Origin of the sequence: Amnibacterium sp. (assembly GCF_051956055.1) — a bacterium.
Classification (GTDB): Bacteria; Actinomycetota; Actinomycetes; order Actinomycetales; family Microbacteriaceae; genus Amnibacterium.
Genome location: NZ_JBQCGC010000011.1, coordinates 28939 through 51828, shown reverse-complemented (window position 1 = coordinate 51828; position 22890 = coordinate 28939). Strand labels below are relative to the sequence as shown.

The following is a 22890-nucleotide window of genomic DNA, read 5'->3' as shown; positions in this document are numbered from 1 at the left end:
GTCGCTCTGGGAGGCTCGCGGGATGAGCGATCCCATCGACGAGTCCAGGGCCGACGTCGCGGACGTGCTCGACCAGGCCGAGCCACCCGCGTCCGAGCCGATCGAGGAGGCGCTCGAGGAGCGGGAGCGGATCGATGCCCGCGACCCCGAGCTGACCGGGCTCGAGGCCGAGGAGGCGGACGACTCCGGCCAGGCCTGATCCGCGAAAACCGGGCGAAACATCCGCCCGACAGACTGGCGGCATGACGCTGCTGGTCGTGAACGCCCGCCTCATCACGCTCGCCGGCTCCGGCTCCGGCTCCGGCTACCGCGAGCGCGGGTGGATGCGCGTCGAGGACGGCCGGATCGCGGCGATCGGCGACGGGGAGCCGCCGGTGGTGCCCGGCGCGGAGCTGCTCGACGTCGCCGGCGCGTTCGTCGCGCCCGGGTTCGTGTCCGCGCACAGCCACCTGTTCACCAGCGGCGCGCGCGGTCTCGGGGCCGAGGCGACCCTCTACGGCTGGTGCGACTCGATGCTCGGTCTCATGAGCCACGCCTCCCCCGAGGACTACTACTGGTCCTCCCTCCACGGCTCGCTCGACTTCATCGTGAACGGCACGACGACGGCGTTCGACTTCACCGACCCGCGCCTGCCGTGGGAGCCGATGGTCGACGGCGCGAAGACGGGCGCCGGCGAGCTCCGTCCCCTCGCGCAGCAGCTCGCCCAGATCGACGCCAAGGTCGACAGCGGCATCCGCTTCATCAACGCGGCGAGCCTCGACGACGCCGTCGGCACGGACGAGGAGGTGCTGGACCGGTTCGGGCTCATGGTCGAGTACTGCCGCGCACTCGACCAGGACCAGTGCCTCGGCGCCGCGATCATGGGGGCGGTGCAGTGGTCGCCGCGCACGAACGCGGCCGAGCTCGAGGTCGCCGCGATGCGCCGGTACGGCGTCATCAACGAGGCCCACTTCCTCGAGACCCGCGACGAGGTCGAGCTGCAGCGCTCCAAGTTCGCCCGGTACCGCGACGCGGGCGCGCTCGAGCTCGGCCTGATCTTCGGCCACTTCATCCAGACGACCCCGGAGATCATCGAGCAGGCGGCCGCCGGCGGTGCGCGGATGTCGTGGCAGCCCGCCTCCAACGGCCGGCTCGCCTCCGGCACCGCGGACATCGTGCGCATCAGAGCGGCGGGCATGCCGATCGGCATCGGCCTCGACGACCAGGCGTGCACGGACGTCTCCGACCCGTGGCAGAACATGCGCATGGGCCTCTACGCCGTGCGGGCGGCGACGGGCGACCCTCGCTCGGTGCTCCCGGAGGAGGTGCTGCGGATGGCCGTGCTCGGCTCCGCGGAGGTGCTCGGCATCGCCGATCGGGTCGGGAGCCTCGAGGTCGGCAAGTTCGCCGACTTCCTGGTCGTCGACCCGACGCGGCCCGACATGGGGCCGCTGTGGCATCCGGTCCGCAACTACGTGCTCTCGACCTCGCTGCGCAACCTCAAGCAGGTGTACATCGGCGGCCGGCTGGTGGCGGAGGACGGCGTGTCCACGAACCCCCTGGCGCCCCGGGCGGTCGCCGAGGTGCACCGGCGCATGCCGGCCGTCGCCGCCGAGTGGGGCCACCCCGCCTGAGCCCGGGTCGGGACGGCTCGGCGCGGGTCACCAGGCGATGCCGTACCCCGTGGTCCAGAGCGCGGCGGTCCCGACGCCGAGCAGGAGCCCGAGCAGCGCGGGCACGAAGCCGGACCGTCTCGTCGAGGTGCGGGCCAGGCCGATCAGCCCGAAGAGGATCGCGAGCGCGGTCGGCACGAAGCTGAGCACGAGCCCGACGAAGAGCGGGATGATGCCGACCGCGATCCCCACGAGGCCGAGCACGAGCGACGCCACCGCGATCCCGTTGGGGCGGGGAGCATCCGGGTCCAGCACGACCGTGGCGCCGCGCGTCTCTTCCTGGATCATCGCCCGATGGTCACCGACCAGCCTCCGCACCGGCTGGGCGGCGGATCAGTGCTCGTGCAGCGCTACGGGTGCAGCCGCTTCGGGACGAGGCGTCCGAGCGGACCGATCCCGAAGGCGGTCCCGGCCAGCCGGCCGGCCCGCGTCTCCCGCAGCCGGTCCGCGTTCATCCGCATCGTGTGGCCGGTCCTGCCGAGCGCGGCCGCGAACCGCGGGACGGAGGAGATCGCGCGGGTCGACACGGCGACGGCGAGCCGGGGCTCGAACCGCACCCGGCGGGTCCGCCCCAGCCGCATGGTGAGGTCGAGGTCGTCGTACACGCCGGGATCGGTGCGGTGCACGTCGCCCCGCACCTCCTCCCACACCGCGCGGCGCATCGCGAAGTTGGAGCCGTGCAGCGGGATCTGCCCGAGGGCGAGGCCGAAGAACCCGTAGTAGACCCCGTGGTAGCCGGCGGAGGCGACGAGCCGACGTGCCGGGCTGAGGTCGGCGAACACGCCCCGCCCCGTCACGGCCGCGAGCGCCGGATCGACCGCGAACACGCCGCGGATCTCGCGGAGCCAGTCCATCGGCGGCATCGAGTCCGCGTCGAGCCTGGCGATCAGGTCGCCGGTCGCGAGGTCGTAGCCCCTGGCGGCGGCCGCGGCGATGCCCGGCATGGACTCCGCCACCACGATGGCGCCCGCCGCCTCGGCCACGAGGGCCGTCTCACGGCTGGCGCCGTTGTCGACCACGAGGACCTCGTGCGGGCGCACATCCTGCCGCGCGAGGGCCTCCAGGCACAGGCCGAGGTACGGCGCGTCGTCGCGCACCGGCACGACCACGGAGATCCGGGGCGGGGTCACGTTCTCATTCAACCGCGCTCGGCGGAAGAATGGGTGGCCGACACCTTGGAGGATCCCATCCCCGCTTCGTCCGACGGCCGCGTTGCGGTCTACATCGACTTCGACAACATCGTCATCTCGCGCTACGACGAGGTGCACGGCCGCGGCGACTTCCAGCGCGACCGCCAGCGTGCGGCGGCCGGCTCCCTGAGCGAGGCGGAGTTCGCCGAGCGGCTGGAGGCGGCCACGGTCGACCTCGGCGCCGCGATCGACTTCGCCTCGAGCTTCGGCACCCTGGTGCTCACCCGGGCGTACGCCGACTGGTCCGCTCCGGTGAACGCCCGCTACCGGGGTCAGCTGGTCGGCCGCGCGGTCGACCTCGTGCAGCTGTTCCCTGCCGCCGCCTACGGCAAGAACGGGGCCGACATCCGGCTCGCGGTCGACGCGGTGGAGGACATGTTCCGCCTCCCGGACCTCACCCACGTCGTGATCGTCGCCGGCGACTCGGACTACATCGCGCTCGCGCAGCGCTGCAAGCGGCTCGGGCGGTACGTGGTGGCCGTCGGGGTCGCCGGGTCGACCAGCCGGGCGCTCGCCGCCGCCTGCGACGAGCTGGTCACCTACGACGCGCTCCCCGGCGCGAAGGAGGCGCCGCGCCCGAGCGAGGACGCCGAGCCGAAGGGACGACGCCGCGCCAAGCGGGCCGCCTCCCCCGAGCCGGAGCAGCCGCAGCAGCAGGACGACGAGGAGGACGAGGACCCCCAGGCGTCCGCGACCGCGCTCCTCACCCGGGCGCTGCGACTCGGCCACGACCGGGGCGGGGACGACGCGGACTGGCTCCACAACTCGCAGGTGAAGGAGCAGATGAAGCGCCTCGACCCGTCCTTCAGCGAGCGGCGGCTCGGCTACCGGTCGTTCTCGGACTTCCTGCGCTCCCGCGGTGACCTCGTCGAGCTGGACGAGAGCAGCACGGCACGGCTCGTGCGGCTCTCCGCCTGAGGCGTCAGACCTCGATCTCGCCGCCCACCTCGCGGAGGTGCTGGCGGAAGGTCCAGGTCGGGTCCGTCGCGCGGCGGGCGAGGTAGTCGGCGAACCGCAGCTGCTCGCGCAGCGAGGTGCCCGCACGCATCCGCTCCGCCTGCGCCTGTTCGGCGTCGCGGATGGACCGCGCGGCCGCGAGCACGGCCTGGGCGTGCACCGCCTCCACGAGCACCACCCCGTCGTCGTCCGCGACGACGAGGTCGCCCGCCTCGACCTCCCACTCCCCCAGGTGCACGGTCCGGTCGCGGTGCACGTGCTGCGGGAGGGGGCCCGTCGGCAGCGAGCCGAGGCTGTGCAGCGGGAGGCCGATCGCGAGGAGGTCGGCGGTGTCGCGGTGCAGCCCCCACACGACGATGCCCCCGAGACCCGCGCGCGCGGCCTCGAGCACGACGAGATCGCCGAGGCAGGCCTCGTCGGCGCGCCCGTCGTCGTCGACGAGCAGCACGTCGCCGGGCGCGGCGGCGTCGATCGCCTCGAGCAGCCGGTCGACGCTGCCGAGGTGCAGCGCGGGCGCGGCCGGCCCGGCGAACACGGCACCGGGCGCGAGCGGCCGGAGCGCCGCCGGCCCGCAGCGCACCTCGAGGCCGACCCGCATGCACCCGTCGGCGATGTGCGCACTCGTCAGGCCCTCGAGGTCCATGTCGGCACGCTAGCGCCCGTTCGATTCGAAGGGGATCCGGTGCGGCGAGCGCCGCAGCCGGTCAGGCGCCCCCGAAGAGCGCGACGAGCCCGGGCAGGACGATCATCGACGATCCCGCGACCGCGATCACGGCGAGGCCGAGTGCCCACGCGACCCGGGTCCTCGCGGCCGCACGCACCTCGCGCGTGAGGCGCGAGAACGCGAGCAGCACCTCCGCGCCGGCCTCGACGGTCGGCAGCCATGCCCCGGGGTCCTCGAAGCGGGCGACGAGGGCGCGCACCTCGTCCGCGCTCAGCCGGTCGGGCTGGGCGAGCAGGAAGCGCGGCAGGTGCTCGGCGCGGAGCACGGTCACGACCCGCGGAGCACGCCGGACCCGCAGGCGCTTGGCGCCGACGACGGCGATGATCGGCCGCACCGCCGGCGGGTCGGCGAGCACCGGCGCGACGATGCGGTCGACGCGCCGGCCCTCCGCCTCCGCCTTCTGCAGGATCGGGCGGCTCGAGCCGTTCACGAGGACGGTGCGGCCGGCCACCCAGACGGACGCGTCGACGTGATGCTTCGTGTTCACGGTGAAGACCCCGCCCTGGCCGACGACGAGGTGGTCGATGTCCGCACCGTTGCGGCCGACCGGCAGCGAGTGCAGCACCGTCCAGCCCTCCGGCAGGCCGGTCAGCCGTGCCGCGACGGCCCGCTCGCCGATCGCCCCCGCGTACCAGGGACGGGCGTCGGGCTCGACCGGGTCGCGGCCGACGAGCCGCTCGAGCGCGGTGCGCGGGCGTGCCGCCGCCTGCCGCAGCAGCACCTGCTCGATGAGCGCCTGCGCGGGCACGCGGTCGCGCATCGTCCCCGACGGTGCGGGGACCGCGCCGGCCGGGGCGGGCGCGGGGACGAGCTGGGTCATGCCCTGACGGTAGGAACCACGCGCCGCCTCCGGCAGACCCAGAGCGAGCGCCCCGCACCCGGGTGTCCTCCAGGAGGAGGACACCCGGGTACCCGTCAGTAGGCGACCGGGTCGCGGAGCAGCGGGCAGGTCATGCAGTGGCCGCCGCCCCGGCCACGGCCGAGCTCGGCGCCGCGGATGGTGCGCACGTCGATGCCCGCCGCCGCGAGCAGGTCGTTCGTGCGCGTGTTGCGGTCGTAGGCGAACACGACGCCGGGGCGCACGGCGACGACGTTGTTCGCGCTGTCCCACTGCTGCCGCTCGGCGGCGAAGTCGTCGCCGCCGGTGTTCACGACGTGCAGCCGGTCGAGCCGGAGCGCCGTGCGCACCACCTCGAGGAACGGTTCGCGCTCGAGGACGACCCGGAGCCCGGCGTCGCGGTCGGGCAGCAGCGTGAACGTCGTGACCTCGTCGACGATGGCGCGGTAGACCGTGACGACGTCCTCGGCGGCGAACGTGAGCACCGTGTCGAGGTGCATGGCGGCCCGCAGCTTCGGCATGCCCGCGACGATCACGCGCTCCGCCTGGCCGGTCGCGAACAGCGTCGTGGCGAGCTGACCGATCGCCTGCCGGCTGGATCGTTCGGACATCCCGATGAGCACCACGCCGCCCGGCCCTCCGGACCCGTCCGCCGGAGCGACGGGCATCACGTCGCCGCCCTCGAGCGTCGCGGAGCCCCAGGAGCGCTCGGGGTCCCCCCACAGCAGCCGGTCCTCGACCGGCGCGAAGTCCGGGTGGAACCGGTACACCGCCTTCATCAGCAGCGTCTCGTCGCGCCGGGCCCCGAAGAAGAGCGGATTGAGCGTGTAGCCCCCGCCGATCCAGCAGGTGGTGTCCCGCGTGTAGAGCATGTTCGGCAGCGGCGGCAGCAGGTAGTCGCTCGGCCTCCGGTCGGGGCCGGTGGGGTGGAGGTAGACGGGCCGGTCGTCGCCGGGTAGGTCCTCGACGGCCATGCCGCCGATGAGCAGCTCCGCGAGCCGGGTGTCCGGGAGGGATTCGAGGAACGCGCGCGTCGGTTCGACGAACAGCGGACCGACCTCGTCCGGGGTGACCTTGCGGTCGAGGAGCCAGTCGCGGGCGCCCGGCACGGCGAGCGTCCGCGCGAGCACGTCGTGGAGCTCGAGGACCTCGACGTCCTCCGCCTCGAGCGCGCGGACGAACGCGCGGTGGTCGCGCTGCGCCTCCTCCACCCAGAGGACGTCGTCGAACAGGAGCTCGTCGCGGTTGCCAGGGGTCAGGCGCTCGTGCGCGAGGCCCGGCCTGCAGACGAGCACGCGACGCAGCCGACCGACCTCGGACCAGGCACCGAACGCGACCATCGCCCCAGCCTGGCAGAGCGGCGCCGCGGGTCAGACGGTCGCGTCGTGGTCGGCCGTGGTGGGCGTCTCCGTGGTGGCGGCGAGCTTCAGGATCTCGCCCTCCGCGCGCGCCGCCCACTCGGTCAGGTCCTCCTCGGAGATCGAGCCGCGCGACTTCGGCAGCACGTTCAGCACGCAGAAGGTGCCGACGTTCTCGCCCTGCTCGTTCCTGATCGGCGCACCCGCGTAGAACCGGAGCTGCCCGAGGTCGTTCATCGGGCTGTCCTTGGTCCGCTCGTCGCGGAACGTGTTCTCGATGATCAGGGGCTCGTCGCCCTGCACCGTGTACTGGCAGACGGAGAGCTCGGCGGGCGCGGCGCGACCCTGCGGCGTGGTGTTCGCGATGAAGAACTGCCGGTCGCCGTCCATGAGGCTGATCCAGGCCGCGTCGGCGCCGAAGTGGGCCTTCGCCTCCTGCGCCAGCCGGTTCAGGGCCTCGTGGCCGCCAGGAGCCGCCATCAGCCGCTCCCCCGGCTTCCACTGCCACTCGTGCTCGGCGAGCTCGTGCTGGAAGCGGTAGGGGTCGAGGGCGCGGGCCTCGTCGAGCGCGGGCGCGCAGACGTCGGCGAACACGTCGGACCACTGTGCGTACAGGGCGGGCGAGCCGTACGGCCGCCCGGGCTCCGCGGGCGGCGCCGTGTGCTCGAGGAACTGGAACCCGTCGTACCGCCCCACCAGCTCGCGCGTGACGGCGTTCAGCAGGTCGGCGCGGCGCTGACCGAGGCGAGCCGCGACCCCGCGGTACTCGGGCAGCGAGTCGACGTCCTGGATGCCGGCGATCACGACGCGGGCGGAGGGCTTCGTCTCCGACGCGAGCCGGTCGAGCAGGCGCGCCATGTCGGTGCGGTAGTCGTCGGCCGGCGTCAGCCGGATCGCGTCGTTCATGCTGAGCACGACGAGCACGAGGTCGTACGGGGCGAGCGCGGTGTCCCCCAGCCAGGCCTGGACGCCGGCGATCGGCATCATCTCGTCGCCGATGTAGCGGATGTCCGTGGGCCGGGTGGTGCGGCGCGTCAGCGCACGCGAGAGCTGTCCGGTCAGCGCGAGCTCGTGCGTGACCGTGCCCCACCCGTGCGTCGGACCGTTGCCGATCAGGAGGACGCGGTCGGGGTCGGCGGCGCCGGAGACGATCACCGGCGAATCCCTGGGCACGGGCACCGACTGCTGGACGTACAGCATCTTCGTGTACCAGAGCTTCGCGGCGGCGCGCGCGATACGGCTCTCGAGCATGGGGTGGGCCTCTTCCGTGCGATCGGCCGACACGTCCGGGCGGCCGGGCCGCTGCCATTCTCCTGAACGGAAGACCTGGACGACACGCCCCAGAGGGAGGGGCCGGGGTGGCCGGGGTACCCCCCGATCTGGTGGAATCACAGCGTGGGGATTTCGACGACGGTGACCGGCGTCGGCGGCTGGACGGTCGGGGCCGTCGTGGGGCGCCGGCCCGCGGGGGTCGCTCGCGACGCCGTGCATCCCGGCAGCGGCGCCAGGGCGGTGCTCGTCGTCGTCGACGACCGCTTCACGGGTCGCGGCCTGCCGGATGCGGAGACGGTCGGCCGCGCGGCGGCGGTCGGCTCCCCCGCGGTGATGCCGATGCTCGACGCGGGTCTGCTCGACGACGGCACCCGCTGGTACGTGACGCCGCCCGCGCCGGGCCCGGTGCTCGACCCGGGCGCGGGCTGCTCGCCCCGGCGCGCGGCGAGCATCGTCGAGTCCGTCGCCCGGGCGCTCGCCGCCGTGCACGAGGCCGGGCTGGTGCACGGCCTCGTCGGGGCGCGGTCGATCGTGCCCGCGCAGGGCCGCCACGCGGAGCGCCCGGTCAGCGCGACCCTCCTGCTCGACACCGGGGTCGCCCCGCTGCTCGGCGGGCGCGCTGCGGTGCTCGCCCAGGCCTCCGGCGTCTCCCTGCCGGCGGATCGGGGGCCCGAAGCCGACGTGCATGCGCTCGGCGCGGTGCTGCTGCGACTGCTCACCGCGGCGGCGCCCGCCGGCCCGGCGCTCGCCGCGCTCCCGGCCGCGCTGCGCGAGCTGCTGTCGGCGATGCTCGACGACGAGCCGGCGAACCGCCCCACCGCGGCCGCCGTCGCCCTGCGGCTGGCGGGCATGCGGGAGGTACTGCTCGGCACCGGGCCGATCGACGTGCCGGTGTCGTCGCGCCCCGCGCCGACGGCCGCCCTCGTGCCGGCCGCCGTCGTGCCGGCCGCGCCGGTCGTCGTGCCCGCGCCGGTGCCGGCGCCGCTCACGCTGGAGTCGCCGATCGTCGTGCCGCGCGGGGTGCAGCCGTCCGCGCCGTCGCTCTGGACGGGCCCCGTGGTCGTGCCCGCGGTCGAGCGGCCCCGCCGGCGCGCCCTGCGCCGCGTCGCGGTGCTCGCCGGCGGCGTCGGCATCGCCGGCCTGCTCATCGGGGTGGCGACGCATCTGCCGCTCGGTCACGGGACCGAGGAGCGCGCCCTCGCCGCGCCGATCGAGGGTGGCGTCCTCGCCGGCGCCGCGACCGGGTCGCCGTCCCTCGCGGTCTCCACAGCAGCTGCGCCGACGACCACGAGCGCCCCGGCGTCGGCTTCGGCCTCCGCGCGGGCCGCGATTGCGCCGGCGGCGTCCGGGAGGTCGTCGTCCACGAGCGCGTCGTCGGGCTCGACCGCGCCGACCCGGGCCACCTCGGCGTCCGCGACACCGAAGCGCAGCACCGCGACCTCCTCCGCGTCGCCCTCGCGCACGACGACGACGCGCGCCTCCTCGACGCCCGTCGCCACGTCGACCCCGACGGGCACGGCGACGGGCACGGCAGCGGCGACGACGCCGGCGGCGTCGTCGTCGTCATCGTCCACGACGCCGCCGACGACTCCGAGCAGTCCCCCGGCCACGTCGACGACCACGCCCCCGACCGCGACGAGCCCGGCGGCGTCCACCCTCGGGTCGATCCCCGCGACGTCCACACTGTCGTCGGTCGCGGCCGCGGCGACCTCGGCGACCCCCTAAGCCGCAGCGAGCGTCACGAAGCGGCGCAGCAGCAGGGCCGGTTCCGTCACCGTGGCGGAGCGGAGTCGCGCGGCGACGGCCTCGTACTCGGCCTCCGGGAAGTAGCCGTGGCGCTGGTACACCGCCGCCCGCCGGATGAAGTCGTCCGTCGTCGGCTCGGGGTGGAACTGGCTCGCGAGCACCGACCCGACCCGGTACAGCTGGACCGGGCTCACCTCGTTCGTCGCGAGCAGGACGGCGCCCGGCGGCGGGGCCGGCGCCGACTCCTTGTGCCCCGTGAGCGCGGTGAAGCGGTCCGGGAGCACACCGGCCACCTGGTCGTCCCGCCCGGCCGCCGTCAACCGGCTCTCGGCGGCGGACACGGGCTCGGGGTGCGTGCGGTCGACGACCCCGCCGAGCACGCGGGTGAGCACCCCGATCCCGTAGCAGGTGAAGAACACGGGCAGCCGCCGTTCGAGCGCGCGCTCCGCGAGCGCGGCGAGCTGCCGCTCCGCGAGCCGCTGCCCCGCCGACTTCGACGCCTCCGGATCCGAGACCGAGTAGGGGCTGCCGCCGACAATGACCCCCGCGCTCCGATCGGCGAGGTCCTCCGGCAGCACCTCGCGGTCGGCGCTGATCGCGACGAGGCGATCGCCGAGCCCGCTCGCGGCGCGCACCGAGGCGAGCTCGTCCCGCCTGGCATCCGCTTCGGGCCGCACCTGCAGCAGCACGAAGGGAACCGGCATGCCAGCAGGCTAGAACCGGGTGAGGGACGCGTGAGCGGCGAGCGCAACAGGAGGTCACACGTGCGGCGGGTGGAGCTCGAGCGACCGGCGGGCGGCGTGCTCCTCGGCTACGACACCGGGCCGACGGGTCGAGCGGACGAGCTGGTCGTGTTCTGGCACGGCGGGACGCCGAACACCGGGGAGCCGCCCGGGCCGCTGCTCGGCGCCGCCGGTGCGCTCGGCCTCCGGCTGCTCGGTGCCGACCGGCCCGGCTACGGCGGCACCTCCCGGGACCCGGACGCCGACGTCGCCGACGTGGTACCCGATGTGCTCGCGGTGGCGGACGCGGTCGGCGTCACCCGGTTCGCGGTGCTGGGCCACTCGGGCGGCGGGCCGCGCGCGCTCGCCTGCGCCGCGCTCGCCCCCGATCGGATCCTCGCCGCCGTCGCGGTGTCCTCGCCCGCACCCCCCGATGCGGACGGGCTCGACCGCTTCGCCGGCATGGCGCCCGGCATCGCGGCGGAGCAGCGTGCGGTCGCGGCCGGTCGGACGGCGCTCGCGGCGCACCTCGCCCGCGACGAGTTCGACGAGCGCGCGTTCACCGCGGACGACCGGGCCGCGCTGCAGGGCCGGTGGTCGTGGTTCGGCCCGAACGTCGCCGCCGCGACCCCGCCCGGCTCGCAGGGGCAGGCGGACGACCTCCTCGCCGCCGGTCGCGACTGGGGCTTCGATCCGCGGACGACGCGGGTGCCTGTGCTGCTCGTGCACGGCGGCGCGGACCGCATGGTGCCCGCCGCCCACAGCGCCTGGCTGGCTGCCAGGATCCCGGGGGCCGAGCTTCGTGTCGTGCCGGAGGCAGGGCACCTGTCGGTGCTCCTGGACGTCGACCGGCTGCTCGCCGACCTCCGCCGGCTGGCGGAGCGCGCGACCGCCTGACCGCCCGCATGGACGACCCGGGCGGCGTCCAGGGCCTGCCGACCCGCGGCGATCGCGTCGCATCGGGCGGCCGGGCGTCCTGCACGCGACGCGCCGGGGTCGTGCGGCGTGGGTACTCCGCGGCCCGGGGCCCCCCCGCGGGCCACGCCGGATCAGCCGCGCACGCGGCGGACGCGGATGCGGCCCCTGGGCGGCTGGAGGGTCGCGAGCTCGATCCGGATCCGCTCGTCGAGTCGACGGAGCACCCGGGTCCTGCCGACGAGGTCCGGATCCCGCGCGAGCCATCGCACGAGTGCGGCGCACGTCTCGAGGCGGTCCCGCGCCTCGTCCACCGGCCGCGGCCGGTACAGGGGGTCGACGAGGTACCGCTGCAGCACCGTCGGGAGCGCGGTCACCGGCAGCACGCGGCCGACGGCGGCGACCGGGTCGAACTGCCGTTCCAGGTCGACGAGCACCCGGTCGTCCGGGGCGAGCGTCTCGGGTTCGGTGAGCTCGACCGCGAGGCGCAGGTCCGCCTCCGCCCGGTCGATCCTGTCGCGGCGGACACCGGCCGCGCCGCGACGGCGGTCGGCGAAGAACGCCGAGAGGACGAGGTCCGCGGTGGGGAGGGCGCGCACACCACGAACATGGCCGATCCGCCCGGGAGACCCCTGAGCGCGCGGCGCGGCGCTCGCAGGGCGACCCGCGATGATGGAGGCGTGCGCTCGCTGGACCGGCACGACGACTACGACCGCGGGACGATCCCGGACGGCTCCCTCGATGCGGACCCCATCCGGCAGTTCAGGAGCTGGCTCGCGGAGGCGGAGGCCGCAGGCCTGCCGGAACCGAACGCCATGGTGCTCTCGACGGTCGGCCACTCCGGCCCGACGTCCCGGACCGTGCTGCTGAAGGGCCTGATCGGCGGCCGGTTCGAGTTCGTCACCAACGCCGGCTCGCGGAAGGGCGCCGCGCTCGCCTCGGACCCGCGCGTGGCGCTCCTGTTCCCCTGGTACGGCCTGCAGCGGCAGGTCCTCGTCGACGGCGACGCGGTGGCCGCCCCCGAGACGACGAGCGACGCCTACTGGGCGACGCGGCCCCGCGGCAGCCGCATCGGCGCCTGGGCGAGCCGCCAGTCCGAGCCGATCGCGGACCGCGCGGCGCTCGAGACCAGGGTCGCCGCGGCCGAGGCGCGGTTCGCGGGCACCGTGGAGGTGCCGCGGCCGCCGTTCTGGGGCGCATGGCTCGTGACGCCGCGGCGCATCGAGTTCTGGCAGGGGCGGCCGTCCCGCATCCACGATCGGTTCGCCTACACCCCCGCGGGTGACGGCTGGGAGCGCGTCCGCCTCCAGCCGTGAGCGCTTTCTCAGCGGATCGATGGGTTGTATCCAGCTCCGCCTGGGCGGGTCGGCAGCGTCCGCCGAGCGCGCGCCCGCAAGGTGGATGCATGCCGATCGAGCTCCGGGACAGGATCCAGCGTCCTTCGACCACCGCGCAGGTGTGCGCCGCGGACGGCATGCCGCTCTACCCGACGATCGTCGGGCCGCGCTGCCCGGTCTGCGGAGCGGCGACGCCCCGCTGATCGCGCAGACTGGGGCCGATGACGCCCGACGAGCTCCGCTGGTGGTTCGAGGACTACCTCGACGCCTGCAACCGGCACGATCTGGCCGGCATCCGCGAGCTCGTCGCCCCCGACGTCCGCCGTGCGGGCGCGCCGGGCGGTGCGGACGCCTGGGTGCGGGACGTCGAGACGGTGCTCACCGCCTTCCCCGACTACCGGTGGAAGCGCATCGCGGTCCTGGTGGAGGGCGATCGGCTCGCCGCCCACCTCCGCACCCGCGGCACGCACCGCGGTGCGTTCCACGGCGTCCGCCCCACCGGTCGGCACGTCGGGATCGCGGCGTTCGGCTTCTACCGGATCGCCGGCGGACGCGTCACGGAGTACGCCGGCACCGGCGACGACGCGGCGCTGCTCGCGCAGCTGCTCGCCTGATCAGGCGAGGCCGAGCACCTTCAGCAGGCGACGGCCGGGGCCCTGCGTGACCGCGCCGCACCCGGCGAGGGCGAGCTCGATGCGGTGGGTCGCCGGGAGCACGTCGAGGTGCCGCAGCTCCCGTGCGAGGTGCCGGGTGAGCGCCGCGCAGGTGTCGAGCTCGATGCGCCGTGCGGCACCCCGCGTCGGACGCACCTCCAGGTGCGCGAGGTACGCCTCGAGCACGAGCAGCAGCCCGGACGCCGGCATGACGCGGGCGACCGCGCCCTCGACCCCGAACTGACGCTCGGCGTGCACGAGCACCTGCTCGTCGTCGGTGAGCACGAGCTCCGCCGTGCGCTCGACGGCGAGCCGCAGTGCCCGCTCGGCACGGTCGATGCCGGCCAGCCGGTGCCCCGTCGCGCCCCGCCGCCGGTCGGCGAAGAAGTCGTCGAGGGACTCGGCGGCGGAGAGGGTGCGCGGCATGCGGCCATCATGGCGTATCCCCCACGTGGGGGTCACGTCACGATCTCGTCGCGAACGGGGGACATGGCGTGTCGGGCAGGCGAGGTGCAGGAGGAACCGCGATGGGACGACTGGACGGCACGGTGGCGCTCGTGACGGGCGCGAGCAGCGGCATCGGTGCGGCGACGGCGGAGGTGCTCGCCGCGGAGGGCGCGCGGGTGGTGCTCGCCGCGAGGCGGCGGGACCGGCTCGAGGCCCTCGCCGCGACCCTCGACGGCGACCCGGTCGTGCTGGAGGCCGACATCACGGAGCCGGGGCAGGCGGCCTCCGTCGTCGCGCAGGCGGTGGAGCGGACCGGTCGGCTCGACATCGTCGTGAACAACGCCGGCGTGATGCTCCTGGGGCCGGCCGTCGGCGCGCCGCTCGAGGAATGGGACCGGATGGTCGCCCTGAACGTCCAGGCCGCGCTGCACGTCACCCACGCGGCGCTCCCCCACCTCCTCGAAGCCGCCGCCACCGCCCCCCGCGGGGTGAGCGACCTCGTGATGGTGAGCAGCACGGCCGGTCGCGCGGCGCGCTCCGGTTCCGGCGTCTACAACCTCACGAAGTTCGGCCTCGGGGCCTTCTCGGAGGCGCTCCGCCAGGAGGTGACCAGGCGTCATCTGCGCGTCGGGCTGATCGAGCCGGGCGCGACCGCCACCGAGCTCCGGAGCCACCTCCGCGAGGAGCAGCGCAGGGCGCAGGAGGAGCGCTTCCGCACCATGGAGCCGCTGCAGGCGGCGGACGTCGCGGACGCGGTGCGCTACATGGTGACGCGGGACCGCCGCACGGCGATCAGCGAGCTGACGATCCGTCCGACGGAGCAGGAGAGCTGAGCCCGGTCAGCGGCCGAGGAGGCGCTGGAGCAGGCCGCGCCGCGGTGCGGGCGCGTCGACGGGCACGTCCGCAGGTGCGGGCACGGTCGGAGCGGCGGCCGCCTCCGGCGCCGCCTCCTGCACCGCCGTCGGCGCGGCGGTCGGGGTCGCGGCTGCCGGAGTCGGCACGGGCGGCCTGGACGCGGTCCTGAGCCGTCGGCCGAGACCCGCGATGTGCCCGCTCGCGTCGAAGCGCACCTGGAGGGAGCCGTCCGCGAGGGTCAGCTCCTCCACGCCCTCCCCCACCGCGGTGATGCCGACACCGCGCTGCTCGGCCCAGGCCGTCAGGGCCCGGTGGTGGTCGCTCGCGCCGCCGCCCGCGAGCGCGCTCGTGACGACCCCGACCGCGCGGGCCACGGTCGGGGCGGGCAACGCCAGGGACGCGTCGTCGAGCAGCAGCCACGCCCGGGTGTCCCCGTTGCCGATCGCCGTCGCATGGTGCGCGGTCACGCCCGTCACGGCCTTGACCGCGTCGACCAGCCGCTCCGCGAGCCCGTCCTCGAGCGGGAGGGAGGCGGTCGTGAACTCGGGGATCGTGTAGCGCTCGCCGAGCGCGCGCACGCGCTCGCTGCGGCGGACGAACGGGGCCGGGAACCCGGTCGGGTTCTCCCACCCCCACAGCCAGGTGCCGTGCTCGGGCGAGGACGTCCCGATCAGGTGCGCCCGGACGCTGCGCTCGACGCCGTCGGCACCGGCGAAGACGAAGCGGGACGCCGCCGTGTCCACCCGCCAGCGCCGGATCCCGAGCGCGTCGGCGAGATGCGCCTGGTGCTCGCGGGAGACGAACGCGCCGGCGTCGGCGAGCGTGGCGAGATCGACCGCGGGCACCGGCCGACCGTACGTCACCTCGGGTCGGCCGGGGCGCCTGCCGCGCGGACGGCGGTCAGACCGCGAACCGCGCGCCGGCGACCACGCCGAGCAGCCGCATCCGCTCCGCCGCCTCCGCACCGCGCGGCGTGAGCACGAGCAGGGTCTGCGCCTGGTCCTCGGTGAACAGGGCCTGGCAGTCCACCTCGATCGGGCCGACCTCCGGGTGCATGAGCGTCTTGCGGTCGTCGAACCGGCGGTGCACCTCGTGCAGCGACCACAGGTCGCGGAACTCCGCGCTCCGGTCGAGCAGGTCGTCGAGGACCGCCTGCCCCCGCGCGCCCGCGGCCATCGCGGCGCGCAGCTGCGCGACCTGCAGGCGGCTCTGCCGGTCCCGGTCCTCCTCCGGGTAGCGGAGCCGCTCGCCCGGGTCGGTGAACCAGCGGTGGATGGCGCTGCGGGCCAGCCCCGTGTGGCGCGTCCCGTCCCCGAGCAGCGCGATCGCGAGTCGGTTCTGCGCGAGTGTCTCGCCGAGATCGGAGAGCACCAGGGCTGCGGCGTCGTCGAGCCGGTCGAGCACCCGCAGCAGCGGGGGTGCGACGTGGTCCCGGCGCAGGGTCCGCGCGGGCGGGGTGTGGCCCGCCAGCCGGTACAGGTGGTCGCGCTCGTCGAGCGTGAGCCGGAGCCCCCGCGCGATCGCGGTGAGCATCTGCTCGGACGGCTGCGGCCCGCGCTGCTGCTCGAGTCGCGTCAGGTAGTCCGCGGACATGCCGACGAGCTGGGCCACCTCCTCCCGGCGCAGGCCCGGGGTGCGGCGCCGGACCCCGTCCGGCAGGCCCACATCGGCCGGGCGCAGCGCCTCGCGGTGCCGGCGCAGGAAGTCGGCGAGCTGCGGGCGGTCCATGCTCCGATGCTGGCCGACACCCGGCCGGACCGCGAGCGCCGTCCTGGGACCGCCGATCCCCCGATGACCGCTCCCTTCCGCCCGCGCCGGGCCGCGAGCAGGCTCGAGGCATGCGCGACACGGACAACACGATCTTCCTTCCCGGCGGCACGAGCGGACTCGGTCGCGGGCTCGCCGAGCGGTTCGCGGCACGAGGCGACCGGGTCGTCATCGGCGGCAGGCGGCAGGACCTGCTCGAGCGCATCGCGGCCGGCTCGGACCGGATCGAGGCGGTCCGCATCGACATGAGCGACCCGGCATCGATCCGCGACGCGTCGGCGGAGGTGCAGGAGCGGTTCCCGGAGACGAACGTCCTGCTGGCGATGGCAGGGATCATGCGGCCCGAGGACGTGACGACCGGCGCGTTCCTCGAGACCGCGGAGGCGACGATCGCGACGAACCTGCTCGGCCCGATCCGGTTGTGGGCCGCCTGGGCGGACTTCCTCACGGCGAAGGACGACGCGACGCTGATCACCGTGTCGTCGGGCCTCGCCTTCACCCCGCTGGCCCTGACGCCGACGTACGACGCCACGAAGTCGGCGATCCACGCCCTCTCCGACGCCTGGCGGCTGCAGCTCGTGGGCCGCGTCCAGGTGATCGAGCTGGTCCCGCCCGCCGTGCAGACCGACCTGATGCCGGGGCCGAGCACCGCGCAGGCCATGCCGCTCGAGGCCTACCTCGACGAGACGATGCAGCTGCTCGAGACGCGACCGGACGCGGAGGAGATCCTCGTGGAGCGGGTGCTGCCCCTCCGGTTCTCCGAGCGGGACGGCGCCCGCGCCGACCTCATGCGGATGCTCGCCGGCACCCACTGAGCCCTCAGGCGAGGGCGGCGGTGTCGCGGACGAGCTGCGCCACGAGCGCCGGACGCTCGAGCATCGGCAGGTGGGCGACGCCCTCGAGCACGCGCACGCGGGCGTTCGGGAGACGGTCCGCCGCGAGGGCGTAGAAGGGCTGGTCGGGCGGCAGGTCCAGCTCGCCCCAGGTCGCGAGGACGGGCGCGGCGACCTCCCCGAGCCGGTGCCAGGCGTCGATGCCGGCTCCGCCCGCCTCGAGGTCGACCCCTGCGGCGAGCAGCGGCCGGTTCATGGCTGCGGCGAGCTCCCTGGCCGGGCCGCCGACGCGTCCCTCCTGCGCCGTCGGCCCGTCGAGCCAGAGGTGCAGCTGGAGCCGGACCTGCTCCTCCACGTCGTCCGCCTGCTCCGCCCGATCGATGGCGGACAGCAGGGTGCCGGTCGCCCCGTCCGGCGTCCACGCGATCGCCTCGCCCTCGTCGGTCATGCCGCTCACGGCCGCGCCGATCAGCAGCACCGCGCCGACCCGCTCCGGCGCGGCGAGCGCGAGGTCCAGGGCGAGCGCCCCGCCCATCGAGCTGCCGACGATCACGGCGCGCTCCGCGCCCGCGGCGTCGAGCACCGCCAGCAGGTCGTCGAGGTGGGTGGCGCTGCCGCCCGACGGCGTCTGCCCGTATCCGCGCCGGTCGTAGGCGACGAGGTCGAGCGCGTCGTCCGCCAGCTCGTCCATCACGCCCGACCAGGCGCGCCGGTCCGCCACCCCGGCGTGCAGGAGGACGACGACCGGCGCGCCCGGCCACCGGCGTCGTTCCCCGGCGAGGACCGCGCCGTCCGGGGCGTGCACATCGAACCGTTCGGTCGTCATGAGGCGACCCTGCCACCACGCGCCGACGACGCGAACCGGCCGTGGGCGCTCGCGGGTCCGCCAGGTGCGGCAGAGTGGGCACGCGCCCCCGTGGGGGCGCTCCGACGAGAGGATCCGCGTGCCCAGCCCGATGCTGTTCCTGCTGCTCGACGCCGGGCTGCCCTCCTGGCGGTGGGACGGCGTCGCCGCAGCGCTCGGCGACCGCTTCGAGGTCGTCGTGCTCGACGCCCAGGACGCCGAGCAGGTCGCCGACGCGATCCGGCGCCGTGCACCGGACGCGTGGCTGATCGCCGGCGCGGGCGCCGGCGCCCGCGTGGCAGCGGTGGTGACGGCGTGGGGCGAGGGAGCCGAGCACGGGCTCATCCCGCCTGCGAGCCTCCTGCTCGTCGGATCGGCTGCGACCGAGGACGACCTCGCCGGCGTGCGGCGCACCCCGACGACCCGTCTCGACGACGAGCACGACCTCGTCGACCGCATCGACGCGGTCTGGGCGGAGGCGCGCGATCACCAGGCGCTGCCCGCCGCGTTCGCCCGCCTGATCGCCTCCGACCGGGTGGCCGCGCGGACCCGCAGGGCCATGATGCGGCGCTTGGATCCGCCCGGGGACGCGCCGCGAGCCCTCTCCGCGGCCCAGCGCGAGCTGCTCAGCGCGGTGCTCGCCCGCGTGCTGCCGCAGCGGGGCACCGATCTCGACCTCGCGGACCGCATCGACGTCGGGCTCGCGGCCGGCCCAGGCGACGGCTGGCGGTACGCCGAGCTGCCGCCCGACGCCGAGGCCTGGCGGCGGGGGCTCGACACGATCGCGGCCGTCGTGCCCGGATTCGCATCCCTCCCTGCCGCGGAGCAGGACGCCGTCATCGACCGGATCGCGGACGGCGGCATCGGTTCGGAGGCGCAGGGGCTGCTCACGGGACGACAGATGGCCCTCTGGTGCACGGACCTGCAGGCGGAGGCGGTCAGGGCCTGGCTGTCGCACCCGGCGGCCCAGGCGTGGATCCGCTACGACGGGTTCGCCGACGGCGGCGACGGCCCGGACAAGGAGGGCTTCCGCACCACGCACGCGGGCGAGTGGGAGCCGTGGCAGCGCGACTGGCGCACCGGAGAGGAGCTGCGGGCGTGAACCTGACGGGGATGCGGCGGTACGCCGAGACCGAGGAGGTCGACGCGGTCGTCATCGGCACCGGCGCAGGCGGCGCACCGATCCTGGCGCGGCTCGCGCAGGCCGGGCTCGCGGTGGTCGCGCTCGAGGCGGGGCGGAACTGGGATCCGGCTGACCACACGCCCGACGAGGTCGATGCGGGGAGCATCTACTGGCTCGGCGAGCGGCTCTCCGGCGGCACCGATCCGGAGGCGTTCGGCGGCAACAACTCCGGGATCGGGGTCGGCGGCTCCACCCTGCACTGGGGCGCGTTCTGCCCGCGGCCGGACGAGCGCGACCTGCGGCTCGCGACCGATCAGGGCGTGGGCGTCGACTGGCCGCTCACCCATGCCGAGCTGCTGCCGTACATCGAGGAGGTCGAGCGGTTCATCCAGGTCTCCGGACCGGCCGACTACCCGTGGGACCCCGCCCGCCGCTACCCGCTGCCGCCGGTCGCGAGGAACGCCTCCGCCGACGCGATGGCGCGCGGCTGCGAAGCGCTCGGGATCCGGTACACGGACTCCCCCGCCGCGATCGTGTCGCGCGATGTCGACCAGCCGCACTTCGGCCTGCGGCGGGGCGCGATCAACAGCGGCGCCACGCATCAGGGCGACCGCGTCGCCTCCAAGGCCTCGATGGATGTGACGTACCTGCCGCTCGCGGTGGCGCACGGTGCCGAGATCCGCCCGGAGGCGATGGTCCACGGTCTCGAGCGTGACGCCGCCGGCCGCATCACCGCGGTGGTGTACCGCCAGGGCGGCGTGGACCACCGGCAGCGGACGCGGAACGTGTTCCTCTGCGGGGGCGGCGTCGAGTCGGCCCGGCTCCTCCTGAACCTCGGCCTCGCGAACTCGAGCGGGCAGGTGGGGCGGAACTACCTGGCGCACCCCGCCGCCCAGGTGTGGGGCCGGTTCGAGGAGCCGATGCGGATGTGGCGCGGGTGGCCGTCGTCGCTGATCTCCGAGGACACCGTGCGGCCGGAGGGCGCCGACTTCGCCGGCGGGTACCTGATGCAGAGCCTCGGCGTGCTGCCCGTCACGCTCGCGACGACCATGGCCCGCTCGGGCATCCGCGGCGAACGGCTCATGGACCTGCTCGACGGCTACGACCACTTCGCCGGCATCGGCGTGAACGGCGAGTGCCTGCCGAGCGAGGCGAACCGCCTCACCCTCGTCGACGAGACCGACGAGGTGGGGCTGCGCAAGGCGCGCATCGACTTCTCGTACGGCGACAACGAGCGCGCGCTCGAGGCGCACGCGATCGCGACGATGCGCGCGATCTGGGAGGCGGCGGGCGCGAAGGACGTGTTCGTGCTCGCCCGGTCTGCGCACGCCGAGGGCACCCTGCGGATGGGCGACGACCGCGAGTCGGCGGTCGTCGACCGGAACGGGCGGTCGTTCGACATCGACAACCTCTACGTCTGCGACAACTCGGTCTTCCCGAGCTCGCTGATCGCCAACCCGGCGCTCACGATCATGGCGCTGGCCCTCAGGACCGCGGACCGCTTCCTCAGCCGGTAGCGCGCATCCGGGGTGGTCTCGAGGCTCGCTGGCGCTCGCACCTCGACCAGCGGGGTGCGCGCTCGCTCCCAGGGCCGGTGTCGGCGGGATGCGGGATGCTCGAAGGCCCCTGCGAGGAAGGACGATGCATGCACGAAGCGCGCGAGGACCGGTACGACGGCACGATGCGGTACCGGCGGAGCGGCCGGTCCGGCCTGGACCTGCCGATGCTGTCGCTCGGGCTCTGGCAGAACTTCGGCGACGACCGGCCGTTCGCGCTCCAGCGCGACATCGTGCTGCGCGCCTTCGACCTCGGCATCACGCACCTCGATCTGGCGAACAACTACGGCCCTCCCTACGGCGCCGCGGAGCGGAACGCCGGCCGGCTCCTCGCGACCGACCTGCGGCCGTACCGCGACGAGCTGGTCGTGTCGACGAAGGCCGGCTGGGACATGTGGCCCGGCCCGTACGGGCAGGGCGGCGGCGGCCGGAAGTACCTGCTCGCCTCCCTCGACCAGTCGCTCGAGCGGCTGGGGCTCGAGTACGTCGACATCTTCTACTCGCACCGGTACGACCCCACGACGCCGCTCGAGGAGACCGCGGCGGCGCTCGCGACCGCGGTGCGGCAGGGCAAGGCGCTGCACGTGGGGATCTCCTCCTACACCGCGGAGGACGCGAGGACGATGGCGGGGCTGCTGCGGGAGCTCGGGACGCCGCTGCTCATCCACCAGCCGTCGTACTCGATGCTGAACCGCTGGATCGAGACCGAGGGGCTGCTGGACGCCGCCGCCGACGAGGGCTTCGGCGTGATCGGCTTCACCGCTCTGGCGCAGGGCCTGCTCACCTCGCGGTACCTGGGCGGGATCCCGGAGGGGTCCCGTGCGGCGGCCGGCGGCTCGTTCGATCCCGCATGGCTCGACGACGCGATGGTCCAGCGGCTACGCGGTCTGCACGCGATCGCCGAGGAGCGCGGGCAGACCCTCGCGCAGCTCGCCCTCGCGTGGGCGCTCCGCGACGAGCGCGTCACGAGCCTCGTGATCGGCGCCTCCTCGGTGGCGCAGCTGGAGCAGAACGTCGGCGCGCTCGAGGCGCCGCCGCTCACCGCCGACGAGCTCGCGCGGATCGACGCGCTCCTGCCCGACGACGCGGGCGTGGACCTCTGGCGGGACGCGCGGCTCGGGCGGCTGTGAGGACCCGCCGCGCGCAGGTCGGTCGCAAGCGGCGCGGCTAGCGTCGCCGGGTGGTCATCTGGGGCGTCGCGGCGGCGCTCGTCGGGGCCGTGATGCTCGCGCTCGGGGCCCAGTTCCAGGGCAGGGGCGTCCGGTCGTTCGAGCGCGAGGAGGAGCGGTTCGGGCTGCACCGGCTGCTCCGGCTGTTCACGAGCGGCGGCTGGCTGCTCGGCTCCGGGTTCCTCGCGCTCGCGGTGCTGCTGCAGCTCGTCGCCCTGCTGCTCGCCCCGCTGCCCGTGGTGCAGCCGGTCGGGGTGCTCTCGCTCGTCGTCACGGCGCTGCTGAACCGGCGGCTGGCGCACGCGCGCCTGCCCCGCACGGGCATCATCGGGGTCGCCCTCGCGATCGTGGGGACCGCTGCGTTCGTCGCGACGGCGTCGGTCGCGACCACGAGCCCGCCCCAGCCGCCGCAGCGGGTCGTCCCCGTGCTCGTCCTCGTCGGCGTCGTGCTGCTCGTGCTGCTCGTCGGCTACGCCCTGCTCCGGAACCGCGTGCCCACGGTGGCGTTCGCAGTCGCCGGCGGCATCTGCTTCGGCTTCGTCGTCACGCTGATGAAGGTCGTGCTGGATCGCTGTTCCACCGCGGTGCAGCACGGGAACCTGTTCGACGCGACCGCCCCGTTCACGGCCCTCGTCGGCGCGGGCGCCGCGCTCGCCGGGATCGCCGGCATCTCCCTCGTGCAGCGCGCCTACGCCTCCGGGTCCGCGGACATCGTGGTCGCCGCGCTCACCGTCGTCGACCCGCTCGTCGCGGCCTCGCTCGGCATCGCCCTGCTCGCCCAGGCCCGCAACGCGCCGCTCTGGAGCTTCGCGGTGTTCGGGCTCGCCGAAGCGGTGGCCGTGACCGGGGTGGCCCTGATGGCCACGCACCCTCCGGTCCCGGAGGCCGAAGCCGTCCCGACACGCCCGGACCCTGCTGCTGCGCGCCCCTGA

The 22890-nt window shown here is 75.1% G+C and carries 26 protein-coding genes; 14 read left to right on the top strand and 12 right to left on the bottom strand.

The features are described from left to right. Positions 1–22: 22 nt before the first annotated feature. On the top strand, positions 23–199 hold the full coding sequence (locus ACTHLI_RS01635; protein WP_440181057.1) for a hypothetical protein: 177 nt from the start codon (positions 23–25) through the stop codon (positions 197–199). Positions 200–242: 43 nt separating this feature from the next. Next, entirely contained in the window at positions 243–1613 is a 1371-nt protein-coding gene (locus tag ACTHLI_RS01630) for an amidohydrolase family protein (protein ID WP_440181055.1), read from the top strand. A 27-nt stretch (positions 1614–1640) separates the two neighbouring features. On the opposite strand, the gene ACTHLI_RS01625 is transcribed toward ACTHLI_RS01630, so the two are convergent. Together ACTHLI_RS01625 and ACTHLI_RS01620 are read right to left on the bottom strand one after the other, a co-directional pair. Further along, entirely contained in the window at positions 1641–1940 is a 300-nt protein-coding gene (locus ACTHLI_RS01625) for a hypothetical protein (protein WP_440181053.1), read from the bottom strand. A 62-nt stretch (positions 1941–2002) separates the two neighbouring features. Beyond that, entirely contained in the window at positions 2003–2782 is a 780-nt protein-coding gene (locus ACTHLI_RS01620) for a glycosyltransferase family A protein (protein ID WP_440181051.1), read from the bottom strand. Positions 2783–2839: 57 nt separating this feature from the next. Here ACTHLI_RS01620 and ACTHLI_RS01615 point away from each other — a divergent pair, with 57 nt between their 5' ends. Beyond that, the gene (locus ACTHLI_RS01615) at positions 2840–3760 is read left to right on the top strand and encodes an NYN domain-containing protein (protein ID WP_440181114.1); all 921 of its coding nucleotides are present in this window, start codon (positions 2840–2842) and stop codon (positions 3758–3760) included. 4 nt (positions 3761–3764) lie between these two features. On the opposite strand, the gene ACTHLI_RS01610 is transcribed toward ACTHLI_RS01615, so the two are convergent. From ACTHLI_RS01610 to ACTHLI_RS01595, 4 genes are all read right to left on the bottom strand, one after another. Next, positions 3765–4442 carry an RraA family protein gene (locus ACTHLI_RS01610; RefSeq protein ID WP_440181049.1) on the bottom strand — a complete coding sequence of 226 codons (678 nt, stop codon included), beginning with the start codon at positions 4440–4442 and terminating at the stop codon, positions 3765–3767. 61 nt (positions 4443–4503) lie between these two features. Further along, on the bottom strand, positions 4504–5343 hold the full coding sequence (locus ACTHLI_RS01605; RefSeq protein WP_440181047.1) for a nuclease-related domain-containing protein: 840 nt from the start codon (positions 5341–5343) through the stop codon (positions 4504–4506). 95 nt (positions 5344–5438) lie between these two features. Then, positions 5439–6701 carry an arginine deiminase gene (locus tag ACTHLI_RS01600; protein ID WP_440181045.1) on the bottom strand — a complete coding sequence of 421 codons (1263 nt, stop codon included), beginning with the start codon at positions 6699–6701 and terminating at the stop codon, positions 5439–5441. A 30-nt stretch (positions 6702–6731) separates the two neighbouring features. After that, positions 6732–7970, bottom strand: a complete 1239-nt coding sequence (locus ACTHLI_RS01595; RefSeq protein WP_440181043.1) for a GAF domain-containing protein — start codon at positions 7968–7970, stop codon at positions 6732–6734. Positions 7971–8114: 144 nt separating this feature from the next. Here ACTHLI_RS01595 and ACTHLI_RS01590 point away from each other — a divergent pair, with 144 nt between their 5' ends. Next, positions 8115–9716: a hypothetical protein gene (locus tag ACTHLI_RS01590; RefSeq protein ID WP_440181042.1), complete on the top strand. Its 1602-nt coding sequence runs from the start codon at positions 8115–8117 to the stop codon at positions 9714–9716. Here the strand turns inward: ACTHLI_RS01590 and ACTHLI_RS01585 are convergent. After that, complete coding sequence (locus ACTHLI_RS01585) at positions 9713–10441, bottom strand: glutamine amidotransferase-related protein (RefSeq protein WP_440181040.1); 729 nt, start codon at positions 10439–10441, stop codon at positions 9713–9715. The genes ACTHLI_RS01590 and ACTHLI_RS01585 overlap by 4 nt on opposite strands. Positions 10442–10501: 60 nt before the next feature. Here ACTHLI_RS01585 and ACTHLI_RS01580 point away from each other — a divergent pair, with 60 nt between their 5' ends. Further along, entirely contained in the window at positions 10502–11356 is an 855-nt protein-coding gene (locus ACTHLI_RS01580; RefSeq protein ID WP_440181038.1) for an alpha/beta fold hydrolase, read from the top strand. 152 nt (positions 11357–11508) lie between these two features. Here the strand turns inward: ACTHLI_RS01580 and ACTHLI_RS01575 are convergent, their stop codons facing one another. Then, complete coding sequence (locus ACTHLI_RS01575; protein WP_440181036.1) at positions 11509–11973, bottom strand: hypothetical protein; 465 nt, start codon at positions 11971–11973, stop codon at positions 11509–11511. An 81-nt stretch (positions 11974–12054) separates the two neighbouring features. On the opposite strand from ACTHLI_RS01575, the gene pdxH reads away from it, so the two are divergent. The 3 genes from pdxH to ACTHLI_RS01560 all read left to right on the top strand — a co-directional run bounded on the left by pdxH (position 12055) and on the right by ACTHLI_RS01560 (position 13325). Continuing rightward, positions 12055–12690, top strand: a complete 636-nt coding sequence (pdxH, locus tag ACTHLI_RS01570; protein ID WP_440181034.1) for a pyridoxamine 5'-phosphate oxidase — start codon at positions 12055–12057, stop codon at positions 12688–12690. An 89-nt stretch (positions 12691–12779) separates the two neighbouring features. Further along, on the top strand, positions 12780–12914 hold the full coding sequence (locus ACTHLI_RS01565) for a hypothetical protein (RefSeq protein WP_440181033.1): 135 nt from the start codon (positions 12780–12782) through the stop codon (positions 12912–12914). A gap of 18 nt (positions 12915–12932) precedes the next feature. Further along, positions 12933–13325 carry an ester cyclase gene (locus ACTHLI_RS01560; protein WP_440181031.1) on the top strand — a complete coding sequence of 131 codons (393 nt, stop codon included), beginning with the start codon at positions 12933–12935 and terminating at the stop codon, positions 13323–13325. On the opposite strand, the gene ACTHLI_RS01555 is transcribed toward ACTHLI_RS01560, so the two are convergent. Beyond that, entirely contained in the window at positions 13326–13790 is a 465-nt protein-coding gene (locus tag ACTHLI_RS01555; protein ID WP_440181029.1) for a hypothetical protein, read from the bottom strand. Positions 13791–13891: 101 nt separating this feature from the next. On the opposite strand from ACTHLI_RS01555, the gene ACTHLI_RS01550 reads away from it, so the two are divergent. After that, entirely contained in the window at positions 13892–14644 is a 753-nt protein-coding gene (locus tag ACTHLI_RS01550; protein WP_440181028.1) for an SDR family NAD(P)-dependent oxidoreductase, read from the top strand. Positions 14645–14650: 6 nt separating this feature from the next. On the opposite strand, the gene ACTHLI_RS01545 is transcribed toward ACTHLI_RS01550, so the two are convergent. Both ACTHLI_RS01545 and ACTHLI_RS01540 read right to left on the bottom strand, forming a co-directional pair. After that, positions 14651–15511 (bottom strand): DUF6882 domain-containing protein, encoded by an 861-nt coding sequence (locus tag ACTHLI_RS01545; protein WP_440181027.1) that lies wholly within the window; start codon positions 15509–15511, stop codon positions 14651–14653. Positions 15512–15566: 55 nt separating this feature from the next. Further along, complete coding sequence (locus tag ACTHLI_RS01540; RefSeq protein WP_440181025.1) at positions 15567–16394, bottom strand: helix-turn-helix transcriptional regulator; 828 nt, start codon at positions 16392–16394, stop codon at positions 15567–15569. 110 nt (positions 16395–16504) lie between these two features. Here ACTHLI_RS01540 and ACTHLI_RS01535 point away from each other — a divergent pair, with 110 nt between their 5' ends. Beyond that, complete coding sequence (locus tag ACTHLI_RS01535) at positions 16505–17248, top strand: SDR family oxidoreductase (RefSeq protein WP_440181023.1); 744 nt, start codon at positions 16505–16507, stop codon at positions 17246–17248. 4 nt (positions 17249–17252) lie between these two features. Here the strand turns inward: ACTHLI_RS01535 and ACTHLI_RS01530 are convergent, their stop codons facing one another. Next, positions 17253–18092 carry an alpha/beta fold hydrolase gene (locus tag ACTHLI_RS01530; protein WP_440181022.1) on the bottom strand — a complete coding sequence of 280 codons (840 nt, stop codon included), beginning with the start codon at positions 18090–18092 and terminating at the stop codon, positions 17253–17255. A gap of 118 nt (positions 18093–18210) precedes the next feature. Here ACTHLI_RS01530 and ACTHLI_RS01525 point away from each other — a divergent pair, with 118 nt between their 5' ends. The 4 genes from ACTHLI_RS01525 (at position 18211) to ACTHLI_RS01510 (ending at position 22890) form a co-directional block, all read left to right on the top strand. After that, positions 18211–19212, top strand: coding sequence for a gluconate 2-dehydrogenase subunit 3 family protein (locus tag ACTHLI_RS01525; RefSeq protein WP_440181020.1), 1002 nt, complete (start codon positions 18211–18213; stop codon positions 19210–19212). Further along, the gene (locus ACTHLI_RS01520; protein WP_440181018.1) at positions 19209–20750 is read left to right on the top strand and encodes a GMC family oxidoreductase; all 1542 of its coding nucleotides are present in this window, start codon (positions 19209–19211) and stop codon (positions 20748–20750) included. Before ACTHLI_RS01525 ends, ACTHLI_RS01520 begins: the two co-directional genes overlap by 4 nt. A 128-nt stretch (positions 20751–20878) precedes the next feature. After that, positions 20879–21919 (top strand): aldo/keto reductase, encoded by a 1041-nt coding sequence (locus tag ACTHLI_RS01515; protein ID WP_440181017.1) that lies wholly within the window; start codon positions 20879–20881, stop codon positions 21917–21919. A 50-nt stretch (positions 21920–21969) separates the two neighbouring features. Next, complete coding sequence (locus ACTHLI_RS01510; RefSeq protein ID WP_440181015.1) at positions 21970–22890, top strand: DMT family transporter; 921 nt, start codon at positions 21970–21972, stop codon at positions 22888–22890.

Bases quoted from the DNA above. Each gene is read 5' to 3' on its own strand.
- ACTHLI_RS01635 (WP_440181057.1), top strand. From the start codon at position 23: ATGAGCGATCCCATCGACGAGTCCAGGGCCGACGTCGCGGACGTGCTC.
- ACTHLI_RS01630 (WP_440181055.1), top strand. From the start codon at position 243: ATGACGCTGCTGGTCGTGAACGCCCGCCTCATCACGCTCGCCGGCTCC.
- ACTHLI_RS01625 (WP_440181053.1), bottom strand. From the start codon at position 1,940: ATGATCCAGGAAGAGACGCGCGGCGCCACGGTCGTGCTGGACCCGGAT.
- ACTHLI_RS01610 (WP_440181049.1), bottom strand. From the start codon at position 4,442: ATGGACCTCGAGGGCCTGACGAGTGCGCACATCGCCGACGGGTGCATG.
- ACTHLI_RS01605 (WP_440181047.1), bottom strand. From the start codon at position 5,343: ATGACCCAGCTCGTCCCCGCGCCCGCCCCGGCCGGCGCGGTCCCCGCA.
- ACTHLI_RS01600 (WP_440181045.1), bottom strand. From the start codon at position 6,701: ATGGTCGCGTTCGGTGCCTGGTCCGAGGTCGGTCGGCTGCGTCGCGTG.
- ACTHLI_RS01595 (WP_440181043.1), bottom strand. From the start codon at position 7,970: ATGCTCGAGAGCCGTATCGCGCGCGCCGCCGCGAAGCTCTGGTACACG.
- ACTHLI_RS01585 (WP_440181040.1), bottom strand. From the start codon at position 10,441: ATGCCGGTTCCCTTCGTGCTGCTGCAGGTGCGGCCCGAAGCGGATGCC.
- ACTHLI_RS01565 (WP_440181033.1), top strand. From the start codon at position 12,780: ATGCCGATCGAGCTCCGGGACAGGATCCAGCGTCCTTCGACCACCGCG.
- ACTHLI_RS01560 (WP_440181031.1), top strand. From the start codon at position 12,933: ATGACGCCCGACGAGCTCCGCTGGTGGTTCGAGGACTACCTCGACGCC.
- ACTHLI_RS01555 (WP_440181029.1), bottom strand. From the start codon at position 13,790: ATGCCGCGCACCCTCTCCGCCGCCGAGTCCCTCGACGACTTCTTCGCC.
- ACTHLI_RS01550 (WP_440181028.1), top strand. From the start codon at position 13,892: ATGGGACGACTGGACGGCACGGTGGCGCTCGTGACGGGCGCGAGCAGC.
- ACTHLI_RS01540 (WP_440181025.1), bottom strand. From the start codon at position 16,394: ATGGACCGCCCGCAGCTCGCCGACTTCCTGCGCCGGCACCGCGAGGCG.
- ACTHLI_RS01535 (WP_440181023.1), top strand. From the start codon at position 16,505: ATGCGCGACACGGACAACACGATCTTCCTTCCCGGCGGCACGAGCGGA.
- ACTHLI_RS01530 (WP_440181022.1), bottom strand. From the start codon at position 18,092: ATGACGACCGAACGGTTCGATGTGCACGCCCCGGACGGCGCGGTCCTC.
- ACTHLI_RS01515 (WP_440181017.1), top strand. From the start codon at position 20,879: ATGCACGAAGCGCGCGAGGACCGGTACGACGGCACGATGCGGTACCGG.